16 protein-coding genes and 1 tRNA gene are annotated in these 20,712 nt (G+C 31.6%); 11 read left to right on the top strand and 6 right to left on the bottom strand.

What is annotated here, in order from left to right; genetic code table 11:
- Window positions 1–14 precede the first annotated feature (14 nt).
- Entirely contained in the window at window positions 15–719 is a 705-nt protein-coding gene (locus tag J8L88_RS13975; RefSeq protein ID WP_027395679.1) for a hypothetical protein, read from the top strand.
- A gap of 22 nt (window positions 720–741) precedes the next feature.
- Here J8L88_RS13975 and pabB read toward each other — a convergent pair whose 3' ends face one another.
- The 6 genes from pabB to J8L88_RS13945 form a co-directional block, all read right to left on the bottom strand.
- Window positions 742–2,049 carry an aminodeoxychorismate synthase component I gene (gene pabB / locus J8L88_RS13970; protein WP_211061012.1) on the bottom strand — a complete coding sequence of 436 codons (1,308 nt, stop codon included), beginning with the start codon at window positions 2,047–2,049 and terminating at the stop codon, window positions 742–744.
- A 3-nt stretch (window positions 2,050–2,052) separates the two neighbouring features.
- Window positions 2,053–2,592, bottom strand: a complete 540-nt coding sequence (locus tag J8L88_RS13965) for an NADPH-dependent FMN reductase (RefSeq protein ID WP_027395677.1) — start codon at window positions 2,590–2,592, stop codon at window positions 2,053–2,055.
- A 137-nt stretch (window positions 2,593–2,729) separates the two neighbouring features.
- A complete protein-coding gene (locus J8L88_RS13960; protein ID WP_211061011.1) occupies window positions 2,730–6,698 on the bottom strand; it encodes a DUF4114 domain-containing protein in 3,969 nt (1,322 codons plus the stop codon).
- Window positions 6,699–6,858: 160 nt separating this feature from the next.
- Window positions 6,859–7,671 carry a glycosyltransferase gene (locus J8L88_RS13955; RefSeq protein WP_211061010.1) on the bottom strand — a complete coding sequence of 271 codons (813 nt, stop codon included), beginning with the start codon at window positions 7,669–7,671 and terminating at the stop codon, window positions 6,859–6,861.
- Window positions 7,672–8,338: 667 nt separating this feature from the next.
- Window positions 8,339–8,413, bottom strand: a tRNA-Pro gene (locus tag J8L88_RS13950).
- A 59-nt stretch (window positions 8,414–8,472) separates the two neighbouring features.
- Entirely contained in the window at window positions 8,473–9,090 is a 618-nt protein-coding gene (locus J8L88_RS13945) for a hypothetical protein (protein ID WP_211061009.1), read from the bottom strand.
- Between the two features lie 108 nt (window positions 9,091–9,198).
- Between J8L88_RS13945 and J8L88_RS13940 the strand changes: the two genes are divergently transcribed.
- The 10 genes from J8L88_RS13940 to scpA all read left to right on the top strand — a co-directional run bounded on the left by J8L88_RS13940 (window position 9,199) and on the right by scpA (window position 20,688).
- Window positions 9,199–11,481, top strand: a complete 2,283-nt coding sequence (locus J8L88_RS13940; protein WP_211061008.1) for a TonB-dependent receptor domain-containing protein — start codon at window positions 9,199–9,201, stop codon at window positions 11,479–11,481.
- Window positions 11,482–11,525: 44 nt separating this feature from the next.
- The gene (locus J8L88_RS13935) at window positions 11,526–12,647 is read left to right on the top strand and encodes a PQQ-dependent sugar dehydrogenase (RefSeq protein ID WP_211061007.1); all 1,122 of its coding nucleotides are present in this window, start codon (window positions 11,526–11,528) and stop codon (window positions 12,645–12,647) included.
- Between the two features lie 14 nt (window positions 12,648–12,661).
- Window positions 12,662–13,126 (top strand): cytochrome c, encoded by a 465-nt coding sequence (locus J8L88_RS13930; RefSeq protein ID WP_211061006.1) that lies wholly within the window; start codon window positions 12,662–12,664, stop codon window positions 13,124–13,126.
- Window positions 13,127–13,275: 149 nt separating this feature from the next.
- The gene (locus J8L88_RS13925; protein WP_118386732.1) at window positions 13,276–14,028 is read left to right on the top strand and encodes a hypothetical protein; all 753 of its coding nucleotides are present in this window, start codon (window positions 13,276–13,278) and stop codon (window positions 14,026–14,028) included.
- A gap of 45 nt (window positions 14,029–14,073) precedes the next feature.
- Entirely contained in the window at window positions 14,074–15,159 is a 1,086-nt protein-coding gene (locus J8L88_RS13920) for an anhydro-N-acetylmuramic acid kinase (protein ID WP_211061005.1), read from the top strand.
- A 96-nt stretch (window positions 15,160–15,255) separates the two neighbouring features.
- Window positions 15,256–15,864, top strand: a complete 609-nt coding sequence (udk, locus tag J8L88_RS13915) for a uridine kinase (protein WP_118386734.1) — start codon at window positions 15,256–15,258, stop codon at window positions 15,862–15,864.
- Between the two features lie 40 nt (window positions 15,865–15,904).
- Window positions 15,905–16,264, top strand: a complete 360-nt coding sequence (locus J8L88_RS13910) for a septum formation initiator family protein (protein ID WP_369862757.1) — start codon at window positions 15,905–15,907, stop codon at window positions 16,262–16,264.
- Window positions 16,257–17,624: a methylmalonyl-CoA mutase subunit beta gene (locus tag J8L88_RS13905; RefSeq protein ID WP_118386735.1), complete on the top strand. Its 1,368-nt coding sequence runs from the start codon at window positions 16,257–16,259 to the stop codon at window positions 17,622–17,624. Before J8L88_RS13910 ends, J8L88_RS13905 begins: the two co-directional genes overlap by 8 nt.
- Before the next feature lie 84 nt (window positions 17,625–17,708).
- Window positions 17,709–18,341: a hypothetical protein gene (locus tag J8L88_RS13900; RefSeq protein WP_118386736.1), complete on the top strand. Its 633-nt coding sequence runs from the start codon at window positions 17,709–17,711 to the stop codon at window positions 18,339–18,341.
- A 211-nt stretch (window positions 18,342–18,552) separates the two neighbouring features.
- Window positions 18,553–20,688 (top strand): methylmalonyl-CoA mutase, encoded by a 2,136-nt coding sequence (gene scpA / locus J8L88_RS13895; protein WP_211061004.1) that lies wholly within the window; start codon window positions 18,553–18,555, stop codon window positions 20,686–20,688.
- Window positions 20,689–20,712 lie beyond the last annotated feature (24 nt).

Genomic DNA, 20,712 nt, shown 5'->3' with positions numbered 1-20,712 from the left:
AAAATTTTGATATTATGAATAGGATAGATGAAATGCCAAAATATTATGAAAATGATCATAAAAAAGAGTTTAGCAAAAAACTATTATCTGTAGTACCTCATCTCCATCCATATGTTAAACATCGATTATATATTGCAGAAAGCACTAGAGTTCTTCCCAGAAATATGTATTGTTCTAATGGTATTATAGATGATGCTATTGTAAATCTTTATAATGAAGAGCATTTAGATATTGGTATCGATAAATTATCGTTAGAATTGAAACTTTTTAGAATAGCTGATCATTTGATCGATGAGCTGTACAAAAGAGAAGGTTGGCATCAACAATGTATAAGTACAAATTACTTTTTAAGAGATGAACTTAATAAACTAGAAGAAAACTACACCCTAGAATCCGATAACAAGTTAATCATGAATGAAGATCTTAATGATATTTCTTATCATCAAAACTCAGAAAACAAACAATTGTTTATTTATGATGACTCTGATTCTGCTATCCTTAAATTAATTGACTCCGAGGAATCTACAGAAAACAAGAAACAACAATTATTAGGCAAGTTCTATAGTTGGTTACCATTAGAAACTTCTAAAATTATTGATCTATTTGTTTTCGGGAAATTAAATTTTGAGGAAATTGCCAGAATAAAAGACATTACAGCGCAAGAAGTTAAAGAAACAATTATTGATGTCAGAAAAAGCTTTAGAAAAAACCTTATTTAAAAAAAGAAGCTAAACTTGCTTATTAAATACCTTCTAGCACTTCTCGCATTGCTTTTGCTTTTATCAAACACTCTTCATACTCCTTATCTGGATCGGACTTGGCAGTAATAGCACCTCCTACAGTATAAGATATATATCGCTTGTCTTCATTATATAATATACTTCTTATCACCACATTAAAATCAAAATCACCTTCTGGAGTAAAATATCCTACTGCACCACTATACAAACCTCTTTTAGACGTTTCTAATTTTTCTATTATCTCCATTGCAGAAATCTTAGGCGCTCCTGTCATACTGCCCATAGGAAATGTTGTTCTAATCACATCTACCGGAGACGTTTTTGAATGAATCTCGGAAACCACGGTTGATATCATTTGATGTACTTGCGGAAATGTATAGACCTTACATAATTCTTCTACTTGCACTGCACCTTTAATAGCAGTTCTAGAAAGATCATTTCTGACTAGGTCTACAATCATTACATTTTCTGAACGTTCTTTAGGATCATTTTTTAAATCCTGAATAAGTCGTTTATCTTCTTCCTCTTTTTGTGAACGTTTAGCAGTTCCTTTTATAGGTTGAGAAATAATTTTACTTCCTTCTTTTCTTAAATATCTCTCTGGAGATGCGGAGAGTAAATATTGATGACTTCTTTTAAAAAAAGCTGCAAAAGGTGGTTTAGAGATTTGATTAAGATGATAATAGGTTTCTAGTGGGGCTATACAACTATTTTCGGCAAAAAACTCTTGACAAAAGTTTGCCTCATAAATATCTCCACGAGCAATATGAGCAAGCATTTGTTGGATCTTTTGCTTATAGACATCTTTAGAAATACGCAAACTAATTTTAACCTTACCACAAGACGTATCATCATTAGGAACCTTTATAGTGGATGGAAATCTCCGAATATCAAGAAAATCTTCCTCTATCTCATCATCCACCATATTTAGATATTGAATTTCTAATCTATCATCCTTTAAAAAAAATAACTTCTTAGGTTGAAAAAAGTATAAATCCGGAAAATTTAAACTATCTAAATTCTTGGAAGTTAGTTGCTCTGTATCATTTTTTAAATCATAAGATAGATACCCAAAAATCCAATCAGCTGTTTGTTCCTGATACTCTTTTAGTTTATCAAAACCGGTATAATGATCTGTTTGTATAGCGGTAAAAGCATCGACTGCTAAAACTGCATCATAACTCGAATATTGCTGGGAATATGTATTTGAATCTAGCCATACTATTTCATCAAATTGCTGCGCCCATTGCAATAATTTGATTTTAAAGTCTGAAAAATTTTCTAAAATATATATTTTGGTACTACGCACAAGTTATTTAATCTGATGCGCAAAAGTACTTAGAACTTCCTTTAATCCCAACAAAAGTGTTTCATCTGTAACTTCATTATTTTCTACAGAAAAATTAGCGTGAAACGATGGAAAACTAAAACTTTCTATAATCTCACCTCCAAATCTAGGAAATACATTCTTCGCAAATTCCAAAGAACTTAAACCTCCTCTTTGACCGGGTGATGTGCTCATTAAAAGTATTTTTTTTCCTTCTAAAAAATTACGATCCAATCGAGATAACCAATCAATAACATTTTTAAAAAAAGCACTCCAACTTCCATTGTGCTCATTTACAGAAATAATTAAGGCATCTGCTTCGGATATCTCTTGTTTTAGACCTAATGTCATTCCCGGAAACCCATTCTCTTTTTCTTCATCTTCACTATAAATTGGCATCGAGTAATTTGCCAATTTTAATACTTTAATTTTATGATCGGCTATTTCTTTAGCTACATATTCTACAAGTTTTTGATTGATCGAAGTACTACTATTGGAACCTGCTATTGCGAGAATGTTTTTCATTATTAGTCTAAGTTTAGACTCAAAAATAACTAAATTCAATACAGATGCAAAAGATCACTTACTCTAAATATTATTACTTTAGGGTAAGTGATCTTTTTATTTTTTTATTAACAAGATTAATCGGTAAATTAATACGTTTAATAAATCATAAAACTGCCAACGTATCTGGTTGATTGATCCCCAATAACAATATATCTATATACTCCTGGACTTAAATTTTTAGGTATAAAAGTTATTGTATTAAATGGATCAACTGAATTTTCTGATTCTTCTTGTACTACTTTTCCAAGTACATCAACAACCCTTAGATTTACTTTTTTATGGGCATTTGGAAATGCTATATTAGTAGATTGTCTAAATGGATTTGGGTAAGTTACTAATTGGTTAATCGATTCTTCTTCTATTTCATCATCAGTTTGATCTATTTCTTGACTTGTAGTAAATGCTAGGTTAGAAACACTTACGTCAAATGAAGAAAAGTCTACATAATTACCTTGTATAGAAAAAACAATACTTCTAATATCCTGTAATTGAGTTCCATTATCTCCATTAGGGTTTGTAAACTCCGAAAACGGTATATTAAATGTTTGCATATTTCCATCTCCAGAAATAATATATCGTAACCTATTCTCCCAATCCGCTAATTCCTTATTTACAAGAATAACTTCTACTTCTGTATTCGCTTGTAATTCAAATTCCAATTCATTGTATTCTGACACATTCAATGTTAAATCTCCACCCAGTACACTTCTAAATATATTTAGTGTTTCTTTTACAGAACCTTGTACCATTACGTCTCTTTCTATCAAATAATCATCACTATCATTTTCTGTAATTTCCTCTTTTACAATTTCGAAATTGGTTACATCCACTCCTTCCGAGTTATAATCAAGACCCCAAGGTCCATCGGCAAGATATAAAGCATCTGTTTTATCATTAACGGTAACCGCAAATCCAATATCAAATAAATATCCAGTATCTATAACGATGGTCTCTTTATAAGATCCAGACAATGAAATTGATGAGATCATTAATTCTTCATTGGATAATTCTGTAACCCTTTTATTCCCTCTAAAATCAAATTGATCGACTTGATTTTTATTCACTATATCAAGAATCAACTTTCCATCTTTATAATATCCTTTTTGCACAAATACTTCTGGAATATTAGATGGGATAAACATCTTACCTAAACCTTTATCTTCTAAAAGTTTATCGATAATGGTATTCGCTATATTTACCACTTGTGGAATAGAACCTCCCCAAATTTGGAAGTTCAAATAGTCTCCTTCTGGATATTGATCAATATTCCAAAGACTATACAATTCATTTTGAAACTCATCTATTCTCACTGAAAAATGTAGCGCTTGTTCTAATTCTCCCGAAGGCCTTCTTATCTTAGTATTTACCAAAACATAGTCTCGAACGCTAAGGGTTCTTATATCCTCTACAACTGAACCATTTAATCGGTCACAAATTGTTTTAGAATGATCATAAATTGTCCCACTTGTTACGGTCGCTAGACCCGCGCCAACTCTACTTTCATTATTATAATAATCAATCGAAAACACAGAAGATGCATTTGTTATACCTATTAAATCCTCTGGTGTAGAAACATAAGAAGTTTCTGTTCCAGCCGCTCCCGTTTGTGGAAAGTAAATGCTTAAATCATCATTATTTCTTGTTTTATAGGATATACGGCCTGGTTTAAACTCTTTTTGTAATTTCTTTTTATTGTTAACTTCATTAGTTTTTGATCTAGTAAAATTTCTTTTTGCTATTAAAGTAGCTAAATCTCCATTACTTTCTAATCCACCATCATTGGCTGAAGTTACCTCACTTTCTTCTTCCAAATCAATTATATTACTTGTTTTGATAGCAGAATATTGATCTGCGGTAATATAAAATAGTATATCATTAAAATCATTATCAACGCTCGGATAGTCCCTTCTTTCATCTTCAAATCCTAATACAACTGCTTCGTTTGCATCATCTTTTAGTAATATGTTATGTGGTCGTAATGACTCATCACATTCTGGATTAAACTCAGTCTGAGAATACAATTGCCAAATTCCTTCATCTATACTACTATTATCCCAAGCATCTACCAATAAAACCCATCCAATTCCTGTATTAGCTGGAAAACTTCCCAGATCAACTGTATTACCTGTAATCAATCCGCCACCACTTCCTGAAGCAGAAGAATTAGGTAAGATCACAGTAATATCTTCTGGTTCTGGAGCCTTTGTTAACGGTAAATTTGTATTGTATGTATAATACCCTAAGATATTTTCATATAGTGTATTTTCATTAATAAAAGTGATCGCAACATTTGTAGCTTGCTCTAATATAATATCAGTATCATAACCTCCATATATATAATTAGGATTTAAATCTACTACAGAATCTCCCTCTGGTAATGCGGTATCAATTTTGGTTAAAAGGCCAGAATCTATAGTAATATCTGCTACCAAATAATCTGGTACACCATCGACATCAAATGTCCCCAAATATTGATATCGTTCTCCTGTACTAGCCACAGGAAAACTGCTTGGTGTTTGATCTCCATTTTCTGAGTCAAAAACAGTTTCTTTTATATCAAAACCATCATCAAGTCCATCCTGATCAAAATCGCTATTAGCTAAAACGGTATCTGCTACACCATCATTATTGGTATCATAAGCATCTACAGTGTCTAAAACTCCATCATTATTTGAATCTGTATCAAGAAAATCCGGAGTATCGGTATTATCAGTATTTATATATCCCTGAGGAGTTCCGCCTTGATCAGGATCAAACGAGTCATCTACTCCATCTCTATCCTGATCCAATCCCGATAAAGAAACAAAGGTTTCACGGTTTTGTCCTTCTATAAGATCTATAATTCCATCTTGATCTGCATCAATATCGTAAGGATCATAAATTAAATCTCCATCAGCGTCATCTGGAAAAAATGCAACTCCTGTTTGATCAACATCAACTACATCTGCTATACCATCCAAATCAGAATCTTGAAAACCGGTATCTTCACTATTAAACAAACCATCACCATTAGTATCATAATCTCCGAGACCTGCCTCTACAATATCATAAATACCGTCATTATCGCTATCTAAATCTAACGCATTAGGAATACCATCTCTATCAATATCAAAGGCTAAAGAAACTCCACTATTACAAGTATTACCAAAATCAGGATCTAAGTAATTAAAAATCCCATCGTTATCATCATCCCCATATGGATCTATTCCCCCTCCTTCTACAACATCAGGTATCCCGTCTCCATCAGTATCTTTATCAAAAGGATCTAATACCTCATCTCCATCTGCATCAATTGGCGAAACACCTGCTGCACATTTAAAACCATCATTCTGATTGGTTACATCTGTATTATTTAATAGCGTAGCATAAGGTGATACACCCTCATATTCATTAATCAAATGCAAACCTCCTTTATTACTGGACACATACAATCTATTACTAGTATCTGTATAACAAGCTCCAAAAGTATCATTAGGTAAATCTGTTACTGTTTTAGAACTAAAAACCGGAGTCGATGATGACAAATCCCATTTATAAACTTTTCCTTTACTACCTCCATAAAGATCTCCATCTATAAAAACAATATCTGCACACGTATTGGGAGAAGCCTGATTCGCCACTATTATTTCGAAAGTTGGCGATGTTGACCCATCATAACTCTGAAGATTAACAATTTTATGAAAAGACTGCCTTCCTTGTGCATTCTGGAAAACCCATAAGTTACCCTCATCATCAACATCTGCAGCATAACCTCCACCAAAACTAACACCTCCATTAGAGGCAACGGCTCCTAGATCAATTACTTGATCTGTACCAATTCGCAATAAATGCTTATCATTACTTCTAATAGCATATAAAAAATCATCAACCACATTATAACCTCCAGCATTATAACTAGGTGTCGTATGTAGTGGTTCAGAATAGGTTCCTGTCACAGGATCATAAGATCGTAATGATCCCGAAATTACTTGATAAAATTTAGCTTCATCACAATCAAAAGGAAGCTGAGCGTATGAAAATTTTACAGTAACAAGTAATAATATAAATAGTAAAGTTTTTTTCATTGGAGATAAAGTTGTTTTGTCAAGGTCTTAAATATTATTTTCTATCAAACTTCATGAATACACAGCACTTAAATATTTTTTGACATAGTTATAACAAGAGTGCTCTTAACATTAATATCGCACCTTATTTTTATTGAGGTTTTAACAATAAACAAAGTAGTTATTTAACCATAGACATTTCTTTTTCTTGATTAAAAATAGGTTGTAAAACAGGCCTGTTTTTCCTTTTAAAAATATTTACATAATTAATCCAGATAAGAATCAGATTAAGGGGAATCAAAAAAGAATCTTTTAAAGTAATTTTAGAACCTTCTACTTCTATCCAACTATCCAAAGGTTCTTCGCTTATAGTATTCAGCAAATCATTTAATCCGATATGTTTTTTAAGTCTTAGAAAAATTTCTATATCAAACAACCATTTGCTAATGAACTTTCTATGATAAATGTTTTTGATGATTTCTTTTTTGAAAACTTTTGCTCCGCACTGCGTATCTTTTATCGGTAATTGTAAAATAAATTGAATAAAAAATCCTACAAAATTGGACAATGCCTTTCTTGTAAAACTTCTTTTTATATCATCCGAATCATCCGCTTTTCTAGAACCAAAAACCATTGATAGTTTACTCTCACTATTTAGTTTTTGTACCAACTTATCTAATTCTTCTAGAGAGGTAGAAAGATCTGCATCCAAAAATGCTACATTATCAATAAAAGGTAAAGAGTTTAGATAGTTTGCTCCTGTTTGTACAGCGGTAGCTTTACCCTGATTTTTCTCTAAATCTATTACGTGAATCTTTTTTTCATTAGTCTTTTTCAATTGATGTAACATTCTAGAAGTATCATCTGTACTCCCATCGTTTACAAAACATAAATAATAATCATCATAATTGGTTAAAAAATTGCAAAACTTCTCCTTGTCCAATCTATAATATTCATTATAGGCTGGAATAATAATTCCTGTCTTTTTAGTCATTGTATTTTTAGATTTGGATGTACCTTATAAAACTTATGATAAACGGTTTAACAAAGTACTCTAGAATAATCTTTTGTTCTTTTTTTAAAAAACGTTATTTCTTACTCTTAATGGTTCGTATTTCTTCTGGGGCTTCCTGAAGATCGCATCGTTTGCACTAGTATTGAGCTCTGATTACCAGCGCATTGTAAAAGTAAATGAATCACGGTTTAGTTGTTTGCGGTAAAACCGCAATAGTTTTACGTTATGTTAAAAAAACGTGTATTTCATCGCTTTTTTATGCATTTAACATTTTTTTTAACACGTTTTAACACGAAAAAAAGTTTTCGTACTACAAATAAAATCATTTAATACAAGTAATAAACAATAAAAAAATGAATAATTTAGGGGAAAAAACCCTTTTTTAACAATTAACAATTAGGGGAAAAAACCACTTTTTTGGTTTTTCCTAATCAAAAATTACTTTTTTTAAATGTTTCTTGCTCCTAAATGATAAAATACTTTGTGTTATTTAACAAGTTTGCGAATTGACACAGAAATACCTTTTAAAAATTAATAATCAAAAGAATAACAAGCTAAAAAGAGAAGGTCATACTACAATAAAATGAAATATTATATGATTATTTAAAATAAAAAATCCAATCACAGAAGTGATTGGATTTTTTTGTCGGGGTGGCAGGATTCGAACCTGCGACCTCCGCGTCCCAAACGCGGCGCGATAACCGGGCTACGCTACACCCCGAAAAGGTTATCCTTTTTGCGGGTGCAAATATAAACAAACTCTTTTATTAAAACCTACTATTATTTTAAAATTCTTTTAAACTGAAGGTTTAATAAATATCCTAATTTCTTATAACATTCTCCAATTCTTAGAATTGTTCCGAATTCTCCATATGCATAGTTCCCTATAATTTTTGGTGTCTGTGTAGCATATAATACATTCTCAGGATCTAACGGATCAACAAATTTTAAGGTTACTTCTAACTTAGCTTCTTCTCTACCAACACTTGCACCACCTCCATAACCTGGGTAAATCCAATCTCCTTCTATAATTAATAAATAATTCGTTTTTTCTTCGGATTTCACAAATCTTAAATCACTATACTCTTCTAACGCTTTATTTATCCCATCTAAAAAATCAATCTTCCAAGTTGTTTGTTTAGCTTTATTATATTCTGCTAACCACATACCCCCTTTCGTTGGATCTTTTTTATTTCTCCTATCCTTCATATATACTATAAACTCTTCTTCAGATATATTATCACTCAAAAAAGTAATATCCTCCGGAAATGTAAGCTGGACACCTATGCTAGTTTCGTTTTTTAAAAAGTTTAGTTTTTTCTTATCTATTTTAATTCTTTGAGCAACAGAAACCGAACTGAACGCTATAAAAACAATACAAACTATTTTTCTAATCATTTAATAACTTATTTAATTGATTTCATTTTTTGATTTAGCAGCAATTATAAGTTATTTTTAAGAACCAATACATAATTAGTTCCCGATATTTGATCAAAATTGCACCTTTTGAGAAAAACAATATTACTTCTTTTCCTTTTCGTTACCTATAGTATTCAAGCTCAAGTAGAAATTTCTGGACTGATTATAGATAAAATAACATTACTCCCGATTAGTAATGCCAGCATATTAGATATAAAAACAGGTCAAAAAGTACTATCCAATGAACTAGGTAAATTCGAAATGATCAGTTCTGGAAATATTGAAATTTCGTTTACAGGTTACCAAAGTAAAATAATTACAGCCCTAGAGAAACAGTATTTAATTATACCTATCGAAACTAAAGTAAATGAATTACAAGAAGTTTTCATTAACACGCAATCAATTCCTTTGCAAAAAAAATATGCTACAGATGCCATAACTATTCTTAATACACAAGACATTAATAGAGGTAATACGATTGAGCTACATCCAATTCTTAATAAAGTTCCTGGGGTTTTTATGCAAAATGGCGCTTTAAATACAAATAGAATAACTATCCGAGGTATCGGTGCGAGAAATTTATTCGGTACTGCCAATATCAGAACTTATTTTGGAGATATTCCTTTAACTGATGGTAATGGAGAATCATCTATTGAAGATCTAGAGTTAGGATCCATCTCTAGGATTGATATCCATAAAGGACCATCATCTAGTAGTTATGGTGTTGGCTTAGGTGGTACTATTCTATTAAGACCTGAACTTATTACAAATAAAGGTATAGAAACTTCGCTGTCAACATCCTTAGGAAGTTATGGACTCGTGAGAAATGTTGCTAAAATAGCTATTGGAGGCAAAAGATCAAGTATAAATGTTTTATATAGTAACAACCATTCTGATGGATATCGAGATAATAATCAATATACCAGAAATACAGCTACTATAACTTCTTCTTTATACCTCGGAGAAAAAAATGATTTTTCGATAATTGCTAGTTATGTTGATCTAAAAGCGGGTATTCCTAGTTCGTTAGGCCAAGATGATTTTGAAAATAATCCAAGACAAGCAGCATTTACTTGGGGGCAATCTCAGGCATTTGAAGATGTTACGTACGGAATATTTGGATTTTCTTGGAAACATCAATACAATGCATCTTTTTCACAATATACAAGTCTATTTACTTCACTCAGAAAAAATTATGAGCCAAGACCTTTTAATATTTTAGAAGAGAAATCTAATTCAGTTGGAATTAGAAGCAGAGTCGTACATAACTCCAGACTATTTGATAAAAAATGGGATTGGACCGTTGGGGGAGAACTATTTTTTGATTTCTATACAGGTAAAACGTTCGACAACCTATATCAAGATTTTCCAACAGGAACTGGCAGTGTCTTAGGAGATCAGCTTTCTAATCTAAATGAAAGAAGAAACTATTACAATCTTTTTGCAGCATCTAATTTATCTATAACAGATAAACTGAAAATTAATATGGGAATACACCTCAATCAAACATTTTTTAATGTCGAAGATAATTTTTTAGAAGATGGTGATGATAGCTCTGGGAAATTTGAATTTGATCCAATACTATCTCCCAAGATCGGTGTCAATTATGCATTGAATACTAATGTTATCTTTTTTGGAAACATTGCACATGGATTTTCCACTCCTACTACTTCTGAAACTTTATTACCAGATGGAGAGTTCAATCCAGAAATACAACCAGAAATTGGATGGAACTATGAAATTGGAACCAGATATAACCTGATGAAAAACAGACTTTATGGTTCTTTTTCTTTATACACCTTAAAAGTAAAAGATCTACTAGTAACAAGGAGAACTGAAGAAGATAATTTCTTTGCTATCAACGCAGGAAAAACAACTCATACTGGAATTGAAGGAACAATTAATTATCAACTTATTAAATTATCAAAAAAACAATTAAACCTACAAGTAAGTGGAACACTAAACAATTATAAATTTGATGATTTTGTAGACCTCGATGATGATTTTTCTGGTAATAAACTTACCGGAGCTCCATCACATGTTATTAATTTTGGAATGGATTATATAACTAAAAAAGGAATTTATGGGAATCTAAATTTTCAGATTGTTGGTAGCATCCCAGCAAACGATAGCAATACAATTTTTAGCGATCAGTATGAATTACTAAACGGAAAAATAGGGTATGCAAATTTAATTAATGAGCATATTTCTTTTGATTTATTTCTCGGAATGAATAATATTTTAGACAAACGATATGCATCCCAACTACAGATCAATGCCACGGGATTTGGAGGGAGTCAACCTAGATATTTTTATCCAGGATTGCCTTTAAATATGTATGGAGGGATTAACATAAAATATAGAATATAAATAATTTTTATTTGTAATTTTCAAGTGCAAATCACAATAAAACAATGAACAACCTTTTATTTTGTATATCCGCAGTGTTATCTACCCTCTTCTCTTGTGCTCAAGAAAAGAAAAATGATATATCAATTGATCCTGATCCAAAAAATTATACTACTGAAATTGTCATTCCTGATTTACAAATTCCTTGGGGAATGGCTTGGCTTCCTGATGGAAGTATGCTCATTACTGAAAAAAGTGGTGAATTAATCCATTATAAAAATGAAACAAAAACTATTATCGAAAATGTTCCAGAAGTATATAATCGCAATCAAGGAGGGTTATTAGATATCGAAATACATCCAGAATACGATAAAAATGGTTGGTTATACATTACTTACTCCTCAAGAGAAGGAGCAGAAAAAGGAGGACATACCGCGCTTATTAGAGCTAAATTAGAAAACAACAAGCTTATCTCTATAGAAAACCTATACAAAGGAACTCCGAATACTACGAGAGGCCATCATTTTGGATCAAGAATAGAGTTTGACAAAGAAGGTTATCTTTATTTTAGTATTGGAGATAGAGGAAATAGAGACGAAAACCCGCAAGATATCACCAAGGATGGTGGAAAAATTTATCGTCTTCATGCTGATGGAAGTATTCCTAAAGATAATCCTTTTGTAAAAGAGAATAATAGCAAAAAAGCTGTTTTCTCATATGGGCATAGAAATCCACAAGGAATGGCTATTCACCCAACTGATGGCAAAATATGGGTACACGAACATGGTCCAAGAGGAGGCGATGAAATCAACATCATCAATAAAGGAACGAATTATGGATGGCCAATTATTACTTATGGTATTAACTATAGTGGTACTACTATTACAGATATAACTACCAAAGAAGGAATGGAACAACCTGTTTATTATTGGGTTCCTTCTATCGCTCCTAGCGGAATGGATTTTGTTACAAGTGACAAATACCCTGATTGGAAAAATGATCTTTTAGTAGGATCTCTAAAATTTCAATATTTAGAATTAGTAGAATTAGATGGCAACAAAGTAATTGGAAGAAAAAAAATAGCAGAAGATATTGGGAGAGTTCGTAATGTTCGTCAAGGTCCCGATGGTTATATTTATATTGCTGTAGAAAATAAGGGAATTGTAAAAATAATTCCGAAATCATAATTTTATTAAATAAAATGAAAAAACGATTCAAGCATATCTTATTTCTCGAAGTACTTTCTATAATATTTTGTATTTCGATTATAGCAAAACAAGAAAGCCCTTCAAAAACATATATTTCAGTCAATAATTTAAATTTTCAGGATACAGAATTATCTAAAAGTATCACTCGTGGCAAAGAAGTCTATATGGATTTTTGTATGCAATGTCATTTACCTAATGGAAAAGGAACTCCCAAAGTTTTTCCTCCATTAGCAGGTTCCGATTGGCTAGTTAACAAGCGTAAAGAAAGTATACACTCTATTAAATATGGGCTAAATGGACCAATTAAAGTTAATGGGGAATCATATAATAGTGCCATGACTTCATTAGGATTAGAAGACGAAGAGGTTGCTGATGTTATGAATTACATTATGAACAGTTGGGGTAACAAACAACAAAAAATGGTTACTATAGAGGAAGTTATAAGCATTCAAAAGTAATATTCATATATTAGATGTGTAGACAACTAATTAATAACCTAAAACAATCCTACCTCTTTTTTTACATAACAATATTTACATAATTTACGTTACTACTTTTGTAGATCAGAAATATGCACTTTAAAATATAGGTGTAGAAATCAATATTTATGAAATCCTTCTTATTTTTTGTTATACTTCTAGTAGGCTACTCTGCCTATAATCAAGAAATAGACGACATTTCTCCTAATCGATATCGGTTTAAATACAAATCTATTTTATATAAAGGATCTAGGTTACAAATTACTGCACAACTTAGAACTATAAAAAACAGTCCAAAATTCTCTGGAATACCTGAAGAAATTCAAGTTGGACTTAATGAACTATTTATTGACGCCAAAAAACAAGCTTTTCCAAGAGTATATAAAAAGAAAGCTATTTTGTTTCTGGATGCCTTATATAATTATGAGAAATTCGTAATCATGTATAATGGTGCGCTCTACGAAGTTGTTGAAAAACTTAAAAGAGATATGAAACGCATCGATTTTAAGCTCGAAAGACAATACATAAAAGCAAAAACGGCAGTAGATCGAATCAAGAAAGAAGATTCTACAAACACAAAAGAAATACAGTATTTAAGTGAAGAACGACAAAAAAGTTTGGTTAGATTAGCAAGTCATCGATGGATGAAGAATAAATTTGACGGCTATAAAGGCATTAATATTGTAGAAAATCCCGATGATCTTATAACAGAATTCAAAAAAGCTGAAGCAGCGTACATATTTTCTCTTTATGGAAAAAAAACTGTTACCGACATTAAGAACTATCTAGAAAATGAGATTATAGATTTTTACTACAACAAAGCAATCTTAGAAATCGATACAGAAAAACTTGACCTGCAATACATAAATAAATATAATTAGTCAAAGTGATTTTGTTCAAAATATTTTGGTAGTTTGCATCCCTATATGTCCACTTTTTATAAAACATATAAAGTAATTGGATTAATGTCCGGAACCTCACTAGATGGTTTGGATATCGCCTATTGCCACATAAAAAAACACGAGGGCTCTTGGACATTTTCTATTGTCAATACAGAAAACATAGCATACTCTGAAGATTTTAAGAATAAATTAAAAAACACTGTAGATCTTCTCAGTACGGATCTACTAGCATTTCATAATACCTATGGAACCTGGCTAGGAAAACAAGTGGCAAAATTTATCAATAAGAATTCAATAGCTGTAGATTTCATTTCTAGTCACGGGCATACTGTTTTTCATCAGCCTGAAATTGGATTAACCTATCAGATTGGATCTGGCCAGCATATCGCTAATACTTCTAATTTAAAAGTAATTTATGATTTCAGAACTAATGATGTAGCTCTTGGCGGACAAGGCGCACCCTTAGTCCCAATAGGAGACCAACTATTATTTAATGAATATGATTTTTGCCTTAATTTAGGAGGCATTAGCAACATTTCGTTTGATCTTGATGAAAAAAGAATAGCCTATGATATCTCTCCTGCTAATATGTTATTAAATCTTATTTGCAATTCTATAGATCTTGAATATGATGATGGAGGTAAAATAGCAAGAACAGGGGAACTAATCGAAGAATTATACAATACTCTAAACGACTTATCATACTATAAAGATCCTTATCCAAAATCACTTGGATATGAATGGTTCTTAGATAAAATTGTACCAATTATAGAAAAGTCCAATGAACCTGTCGAAAATCTGCTATACACATCTGTTCATCATATAACGGAACAAATTACAAACGCAATAAAAAACACAGGGAAAAAAAAATCATCGATCTTAGTAACTGGCGGAGGTGCAAAAAATGACTTCTTAATAGAAACCCTAAAACAAAAATTACAAAATTACACAACTGTCATTATACCAGAAGAAAATGTCATTGATTATAAAGAAGCATTAATTTTTGCCTTCATGGGAGTTTTAAGGGAGCTAAATGAAGTAAACTGCCTACGATCAGTTACTGGTGCTAAGAAAGATTCTTCCTCTGGAATTATCTGCTATCCTCAATAATTTTTTTTCATTAATCATGTAGGTTATAAAAACTCTCTTACACAAAAACTTAATAACTCAATAAGTATTTCTAAATTTGTCAAAAAAATATTGGGAATGCTAATTATTGGTATAGCTGGAGGAACTGGTTGCGGAAAAACAACCGTAGTAAATCAAATTGTTAACGAATTACCTGAAAATGAAGTATGTGTCATCTCTCAGGATTCTTATTACAAAGACACTAGTCATCTTAGATATGAAGAGCGAACAAAAATTAATTTTGATCATCCTCAGTCTATCGACTTTGAATTATTAGGAGAACATCTTAGTGCTTTAAGGAAAGGAAAAACTATTGAACAACCCGTTTACTCCTTTGTGGAACATAACCGCACTAAAGAAACTATATTGACCAAACCTAGTAAAGTGATTATTGTAGAAGGTATTTTAATCCTAACAAACCCTAAAATACGGGAAATGTTTGATATTAAAATATATGTACAAACAGATAGTGACGAACGCTTAATTCGTCGTTTAAAACGTGATATTGCAGAGAGAGGTCGTGATATGGAAGAAGTTTTAGATAGATATCAAAACACGCTAAAACCAATGCACCAACAATTTATTGATCCCACAAAAGAATTTGCTGATCTAATTATTCCAAATAATAATTATAATAATGTAGCAATTGATATAGTTCGTACTATAGTGAAAGAACGCTTGAATTAACTTTTGTACCTTTATAAACTAATAAATATTTTAATCTAAATTGAAGCTACAACGCTATTTCGAAAAGCTTAGGAATACTCCTGCATTGATTCCTGTTTTTGCCATATTTTTTAATAAATATGTGCTTATCATTTTGGTATTCGTAGTGTGGATTCTATTTTTAGACACTAATTCTTGGCTTATTCATAGAGAATTGGATCAAGAAATTAAAGAATTAAAGGATAATAAAGAATATTATAAAAAGGAAATTGTTAAAGATCAAAAGGACATAAAAATTCTAAAAGATAGCGGTGAACTAGAAAAGTTTGCAAGAGAAGAATATTTTATGAAAAGAGATAATGAAGAAATTTACATTATCGAATACGAAGACAGTATCCCTAAAAAAAAGAACGATGACTAAAACTTTATTTAATGATTTCGATAAAGTTTCTGCGAAAGAATGGAAACAAAAAATTCAATTTGATTTAAAAGGTGCTGACTATAATGAAGCACTAATATATAAATCTTATGAAGGTATAGATGTCAAACCATTCTATAATGAAGAAGATATTACTCCAAATCAGAAGAATGTAAATCACCCATCTACCTGGAAAAATTCTCAAAAGATAGAAGTTAAAGATGCAACTACAGGAAATAATGCTGCATTAACTGCAATCAAAAAAGGAGCGGAGAGTCTATATTTTATTATTACCAATGAAAATATTAACCCTGCGACATTACTATCCAATATTTCCCCTAATGTATTTGTCTTTATTGAAACCTTATTCCTATCAACGGATTATGCAAATAAGTTAAACAACCATGTTCTTACATCTAAACTTTCCATCCACCTATTAACCGATATCATTGGAAACTTAGGGAAAACAGGAAATTGGTACGACAGCCTAAAAGATGACCATAATAAATTAGAAAGTATTGTTTCGGAAAATCCTGATTTAAAAAGCAGCATCACGGTAGACCTTAGTATACTGCAAAATGCGGGAGCTACAATGATTCAGCAATTAGCATATGGTATGGCTCACGTAAATGAGTACCTTAATTATTTTGAAAGTAAAAAAGACAATCCTTTTATTAAAACACCTGTTATTTTTAAAGTAGCGATTGGGGGAAATTATTTTTTTGAAATTGCAAAATTAAGAGCATTAAGAATATTATGGGATTCTTTATCCGAAGAATATAATATGTTAAAAAAATGTTATATATTCGCACATCCTTCACACAGAAATAAAACTATTTTAGATTATAATGTAAATATGCTTCGTACAACAACGGAGTGTATGAGTGCTGTTTTAGGCGGGGCAGATATTATTCATAATGTAAGATATGATGATATTTATAATCTTGAAAATGATTTTGGAACAAGAATAGCGATCAATCAATTGTTGATCTTAAAAAATGAAAGTTATTTTGATATTGTAAACAATCCATCATCTGGATCATATTATATTGAAAGCTTAACGAATCAATTAGCGGATAAGGCCCTATCATTATTTAAGAATATTGAAGAAAGTGGTGGTTATTTAAAGCAATTAAAAGCTGGAACAATTCAGAAAAAAATAAAAGAAAGCGCAGATAAAGAGCAAGAACTTTTTGATAAGGAGGAAATTATTTTAACAGGTGCTAATACCTATAAAAATCCTGAAGAAGTAATTCCACCATTACAAAAGTCTTTATTTAAAGAAAAAAATATAAGAAAAACGTTAATAAACCCAATTATCACTAGAAGATTGTGCGAAAAAACAGAGAAAAACTATGTATAACGCAAATAATTGATAATTTATTGTTAACTTTCGTTGAAATTAACATTTAACTAACAAATAATTAACAAAACTAAATCTTAATCGATGCCCCAAATGATTAGATCTAGAATCGCTTTAGTAGCATTTTTACTTATTACGGTATTTGGCCACTCTCAAAGTGGTGTCAATTGTCTAAGTGTAGATAGCAGTGGACTTTATTCCAAAGCTTTTAATTCTTTCGAAAAAGACTTATTTGCGCACTACAAATTCGGAAATGATTCTATAAAAACGTATCGAACTTTTCTAGCAGAAGTTGCAAGTCTATCGCTGGATTTAAGAAAATTACCATCTAACAATTCTATCCAATTAGCGAGAACCTTTAAAAAAAAATCTAGTGATCCTAACTCAATTTGGGTAAAACTAAGTGATTACGAAAATCAAGAGGCAACGAAAAAAGCATCTCCCTACACAAACCCTTCCAAAAAAGGAGAAGAAGAAATATTGATATTTAATTACAGAGGTGGATTAATTCAATGTCTTAAAAATAATAGTGATAGTGATGATTTTCAAAATATAATCAGCACACTTGAACAAGATGGAAACGTTAGTACTTCTTTAATAGCGCAAAGAATTTATTACATCCCTGATAAAAAAATTAAAGCTGCCGAAATAAAGAAATTTATAGCTTTTGATATATATTATTCAATTCTAATGGTTATTGAAAAAGCTTTTGGTTAGACATTATTGCAATATTCTTTCATAAACAGTTAACATATTTTATATTTTCTAAAATAGATCATTAATAAAACCGTAATTTTACATTTTTAGCAATGATTTTCTTCAATGAAAATAAGATATAATCCTCTAATTTGTACCTTATAGATACTAGTTACTTGTAATTCACAAATACAAGTAACTTAGAATTGGATTGAAAAAATGAAATTTTAAAATGACCAGAAAAAATATTCAACATATTACACTGCAAAAAGAAACCAGTACAACTAAAGTTACTTCGAAAAACAAAACCTTTATTACTTCTGAAGGAATTGAAATAAAAGAGGAATATACGGGTGAAGAAATAAAAGATCTTGAGCATCTTAATTTTGCCGCGGGAATCCCTCCTTATTTAAGAGGTCCGTATTCTACAATGTATGTAAGAAGACCTTGGACTATAAGACAATATGCCGGTTTTTCTACAGCAGAAGAAAGTAATGCTTTTTACCGTAGAAATTTAGCAGCGGGTCAAAAAGGATTATCAGTTGCTTTTGACCTTGCTACTCACCGAGGATATGATAGCGATCATGAAAGAGTATTTGGAGACGTAGGAATGGCAGGAGTAGCTATCGATACTGTTGAGGATATGAAAGTCCTCTTCGATCAGATACCACTAGATAAAATGTCTGTTTCTATGACTATGAATGGAGCAGTGTTACCTATAATGGCTTTTTACATTGTTGCTGCAGAAGAGCAAGGAGTAGATCAAAAATTACTTTCTGGTACTATCCAAAATGATATTCTTAAAGAATTCATGGTTCGTAACACTTATATTTATCCTCCTACTCCATCTATGCGAATCATTAGCGATATTTTTAAATATTGTTCTAAAAACATGCCTAAGTTTAATCCAATAAGTATTTCTGGCTATCATATGCAAGAAGCAGGTGCTACCTGTGATATAGAATTAGCTTATACGCTAGCCGATGGATTAGAATATATCAGAAAAGGTATCGAAGCAGGACTGGATGTAGATTCTTTCGCTCCTCGCCTATCATTCTTTTGGGCTATTGGAATGAATCACTTTATGGAGATTGCTAAAATGCGTGCTGCTCGTATGCTTTGGGCTAAATTAATTAAACAATTTAACCCTAAAAACCCGAAATCTCTGATGCTAAGAACGCATTGTCAAACTAGTGGATGGAGCCTAACAGCCCAGGATCCTTTTAACAATGTAGCCAGAACTTGTATCGAAGCGAGCGCGGCGGCTTTTGGAGGAACGCAAAGTTTACATACAAATGCATTGGATGAAGCAATTGCTCTACCAACAGATTTCTCTGCTAGAATAGCTCGAAATACACAAATATACCTTCAAGAAGAAACACAAATAAATAGAACGGTTGATCCTTGGGCAGGAAGTTATTATGTAGAATCATTAACCAATGATATTGCAGAAAAAGCTTGGAAATTACTCGAAGAGGTAGAAGAATTAGGAGGAATGACTAAAGCCATTGAGGCTGGAATTCCTAAAATGCGGATAGAAGAAGCTGCAGCCAGAAAACAAGCTAGAATAGATAGTGAACAAGATGTTATCATTGGTGTAAATAAATTTCAACTAGAAGAAGAAGAACATATTGCTACTCTAAAAGTGGATAATGACGCTGTTAGAAATCAACAAATTGAAGGTTTAACAAATGTCAAAAAGTCAAGAGATGATAACGCTGTAAGGGAAGCACTTGATAATTTATCAGAAGCAGCCAAAGATGATAAACAAAATTTATTAGCTTTAGCAGTAAATGCTGCTCGATTAAGAGCTACCTTAGGAGAAATTAGTGATGCCCTTGAGAAAGAATTTGGAAGATATAAAGCAGAAATTAAATCATTTACTGGAGTGTATGCTAAAGAAATAAAGAATGACGAGTCTTTTAATAAGGCTCGAGAACTTGCAAATCAATTCGCTGATTTAGAAGGCCGAAGACCAAGAATAATGATTGCAAAAATGGGGCAAGATGGCCATGACCGAGGTGCAAAAGTAGTAGCTACTAGTTATGCCGATGTAGGTTTTGATGTAGATATAGGCCCGTTATTTCAAACCCCAATAGAAGCCGCTAAACAAGCTGTAGAAAATGATGTACACATCGTTGGAGTCTCTTCGTTAGCAGGCGGACACAAAACACTTGTGCCGCAGATTATTGCAGAGTTAAAAAAACACGGAAGAGAAGATATTATGGTAATTGTCGGAGGAGTTATCCCTCCAGATGACTATGACTTTCTATTCCAAGAGGGCGCTGTTGCTATATTTGGCCCAGGAACCAAAATTAGTGATGCTGCAATTACGATACTTGATATTTTAATTTCTACTTTCGAATAATTTTATTAAAAAAATAAAACGCAG

Source organism: Aquimarina sp. MMG015 (genome assembly GCF_018100855.1).
Taxonomy (GTDB): domain Bacteria; phylum Bacteroidota; class Bacteroidia; order Flavobacteriales; family Flavobacteriaceae; genus Aquimarina; species Aquimarina latercula.
This window is presented reverse-complemented; position numbering and strand designations above follow the sequence as displayed.

What these genes read in the sequence shown, in the direction of transcription:
- J8L88_RS13965 (WP_027395677.1), bottom strand. Translation starts at nt 2,592, where the DNA reads ATGAAAAACATTCTCGCAATAGCAGGTTCCAATAGTAGTACTTCGATC.
- J8L88_RS13920 (WP_211061005.1), top strand. Translation starts at nt 14,074, where the DNA reads ATGTCCACTTTTTATAAAACATATAAAGTAATTGGATTAATGTCCGGA.
- J8L88_RS13930 (WP_211061006.1), top strand. Translation starts at nt 12,662, where the DNA reads ATGAAAAAACGATTCAAGCATATCTTATTTCTCGAAGTACTTTCTATA.
- J8L88_RS13905 (WP_118386735.1), top strand. Translation starts at nt 16,257, where the DNA reads ATGACTAAAACTTTATTTAATGATTTCGATAAAGTTTCTGCGAAAGAA.
- J8L88_RS13945 (WP_211061009.1), bottom strand. Translation starts at nt 9,090, where the DNA reads ATGATTAGAAAAATAGTTTGTATTGTTTTTATAGCGTTCAGTTCGGTT.
- J8L88_RS13935 (WP_211061007.1), top strand. Translation starts at nt 11,526, where the DNA reads ATGAACAACCTTTTATTTTGTATATCCGCAGTGTTATCTACCCTCTTC.
- scpA (WP_211061004.1), top strand. Translation starts at nt 18,553, where the DNA reads ATGACCAGAAAAAATATTCAACATATTACACTGCAAAAAGAAACCAGT.
- J8L88_RS13975 (WP_027395679.1), top strand. Translation starts at nt 15, where the DNA reads ATGAATAGGATAGATGAAATGCCAAAATATTATGAAAATGATCATAAA.
- J8L88_RS13925 (WP_118386732.1), top strand. Translation starts at nt 13,276, where the DNA reads ATGAAATCCTTCTTATTTTTTGTTATACTTCTAGTAGGCTACTCTGCC.
- J8L88_RS13955 (WP_211061010.1), bottom strand. Translation starts at nt 7,671, where the DNA reads ATGACTAAAAAGACAGGAATTATTATTCCAGCCTATAATGAATATTAT.
- J8L88_RS13960 (WP_211061011.1), bottom strand. Translation starts at nt 6,698, where the DNA reads ATGAAAAAAACTTTACTATTTATATTATTACTTGTTACTGTAAAATTT.
- udk (WP_118386734.1), top strand. Translation starts at nt 15,256, where the DNA reads ATGCTAATTATTGGTATAGCTGGAGGAACTGGTTGCGGAAAAACAACC.
- J8L88_RS13900 (WP_118386736.1), top strand. Translation starts at nt 17,709, where the DNA reads ATGCCCCAAATGATTAGATCTAGAATCGCTTTAGTAGCATTTTTACTT.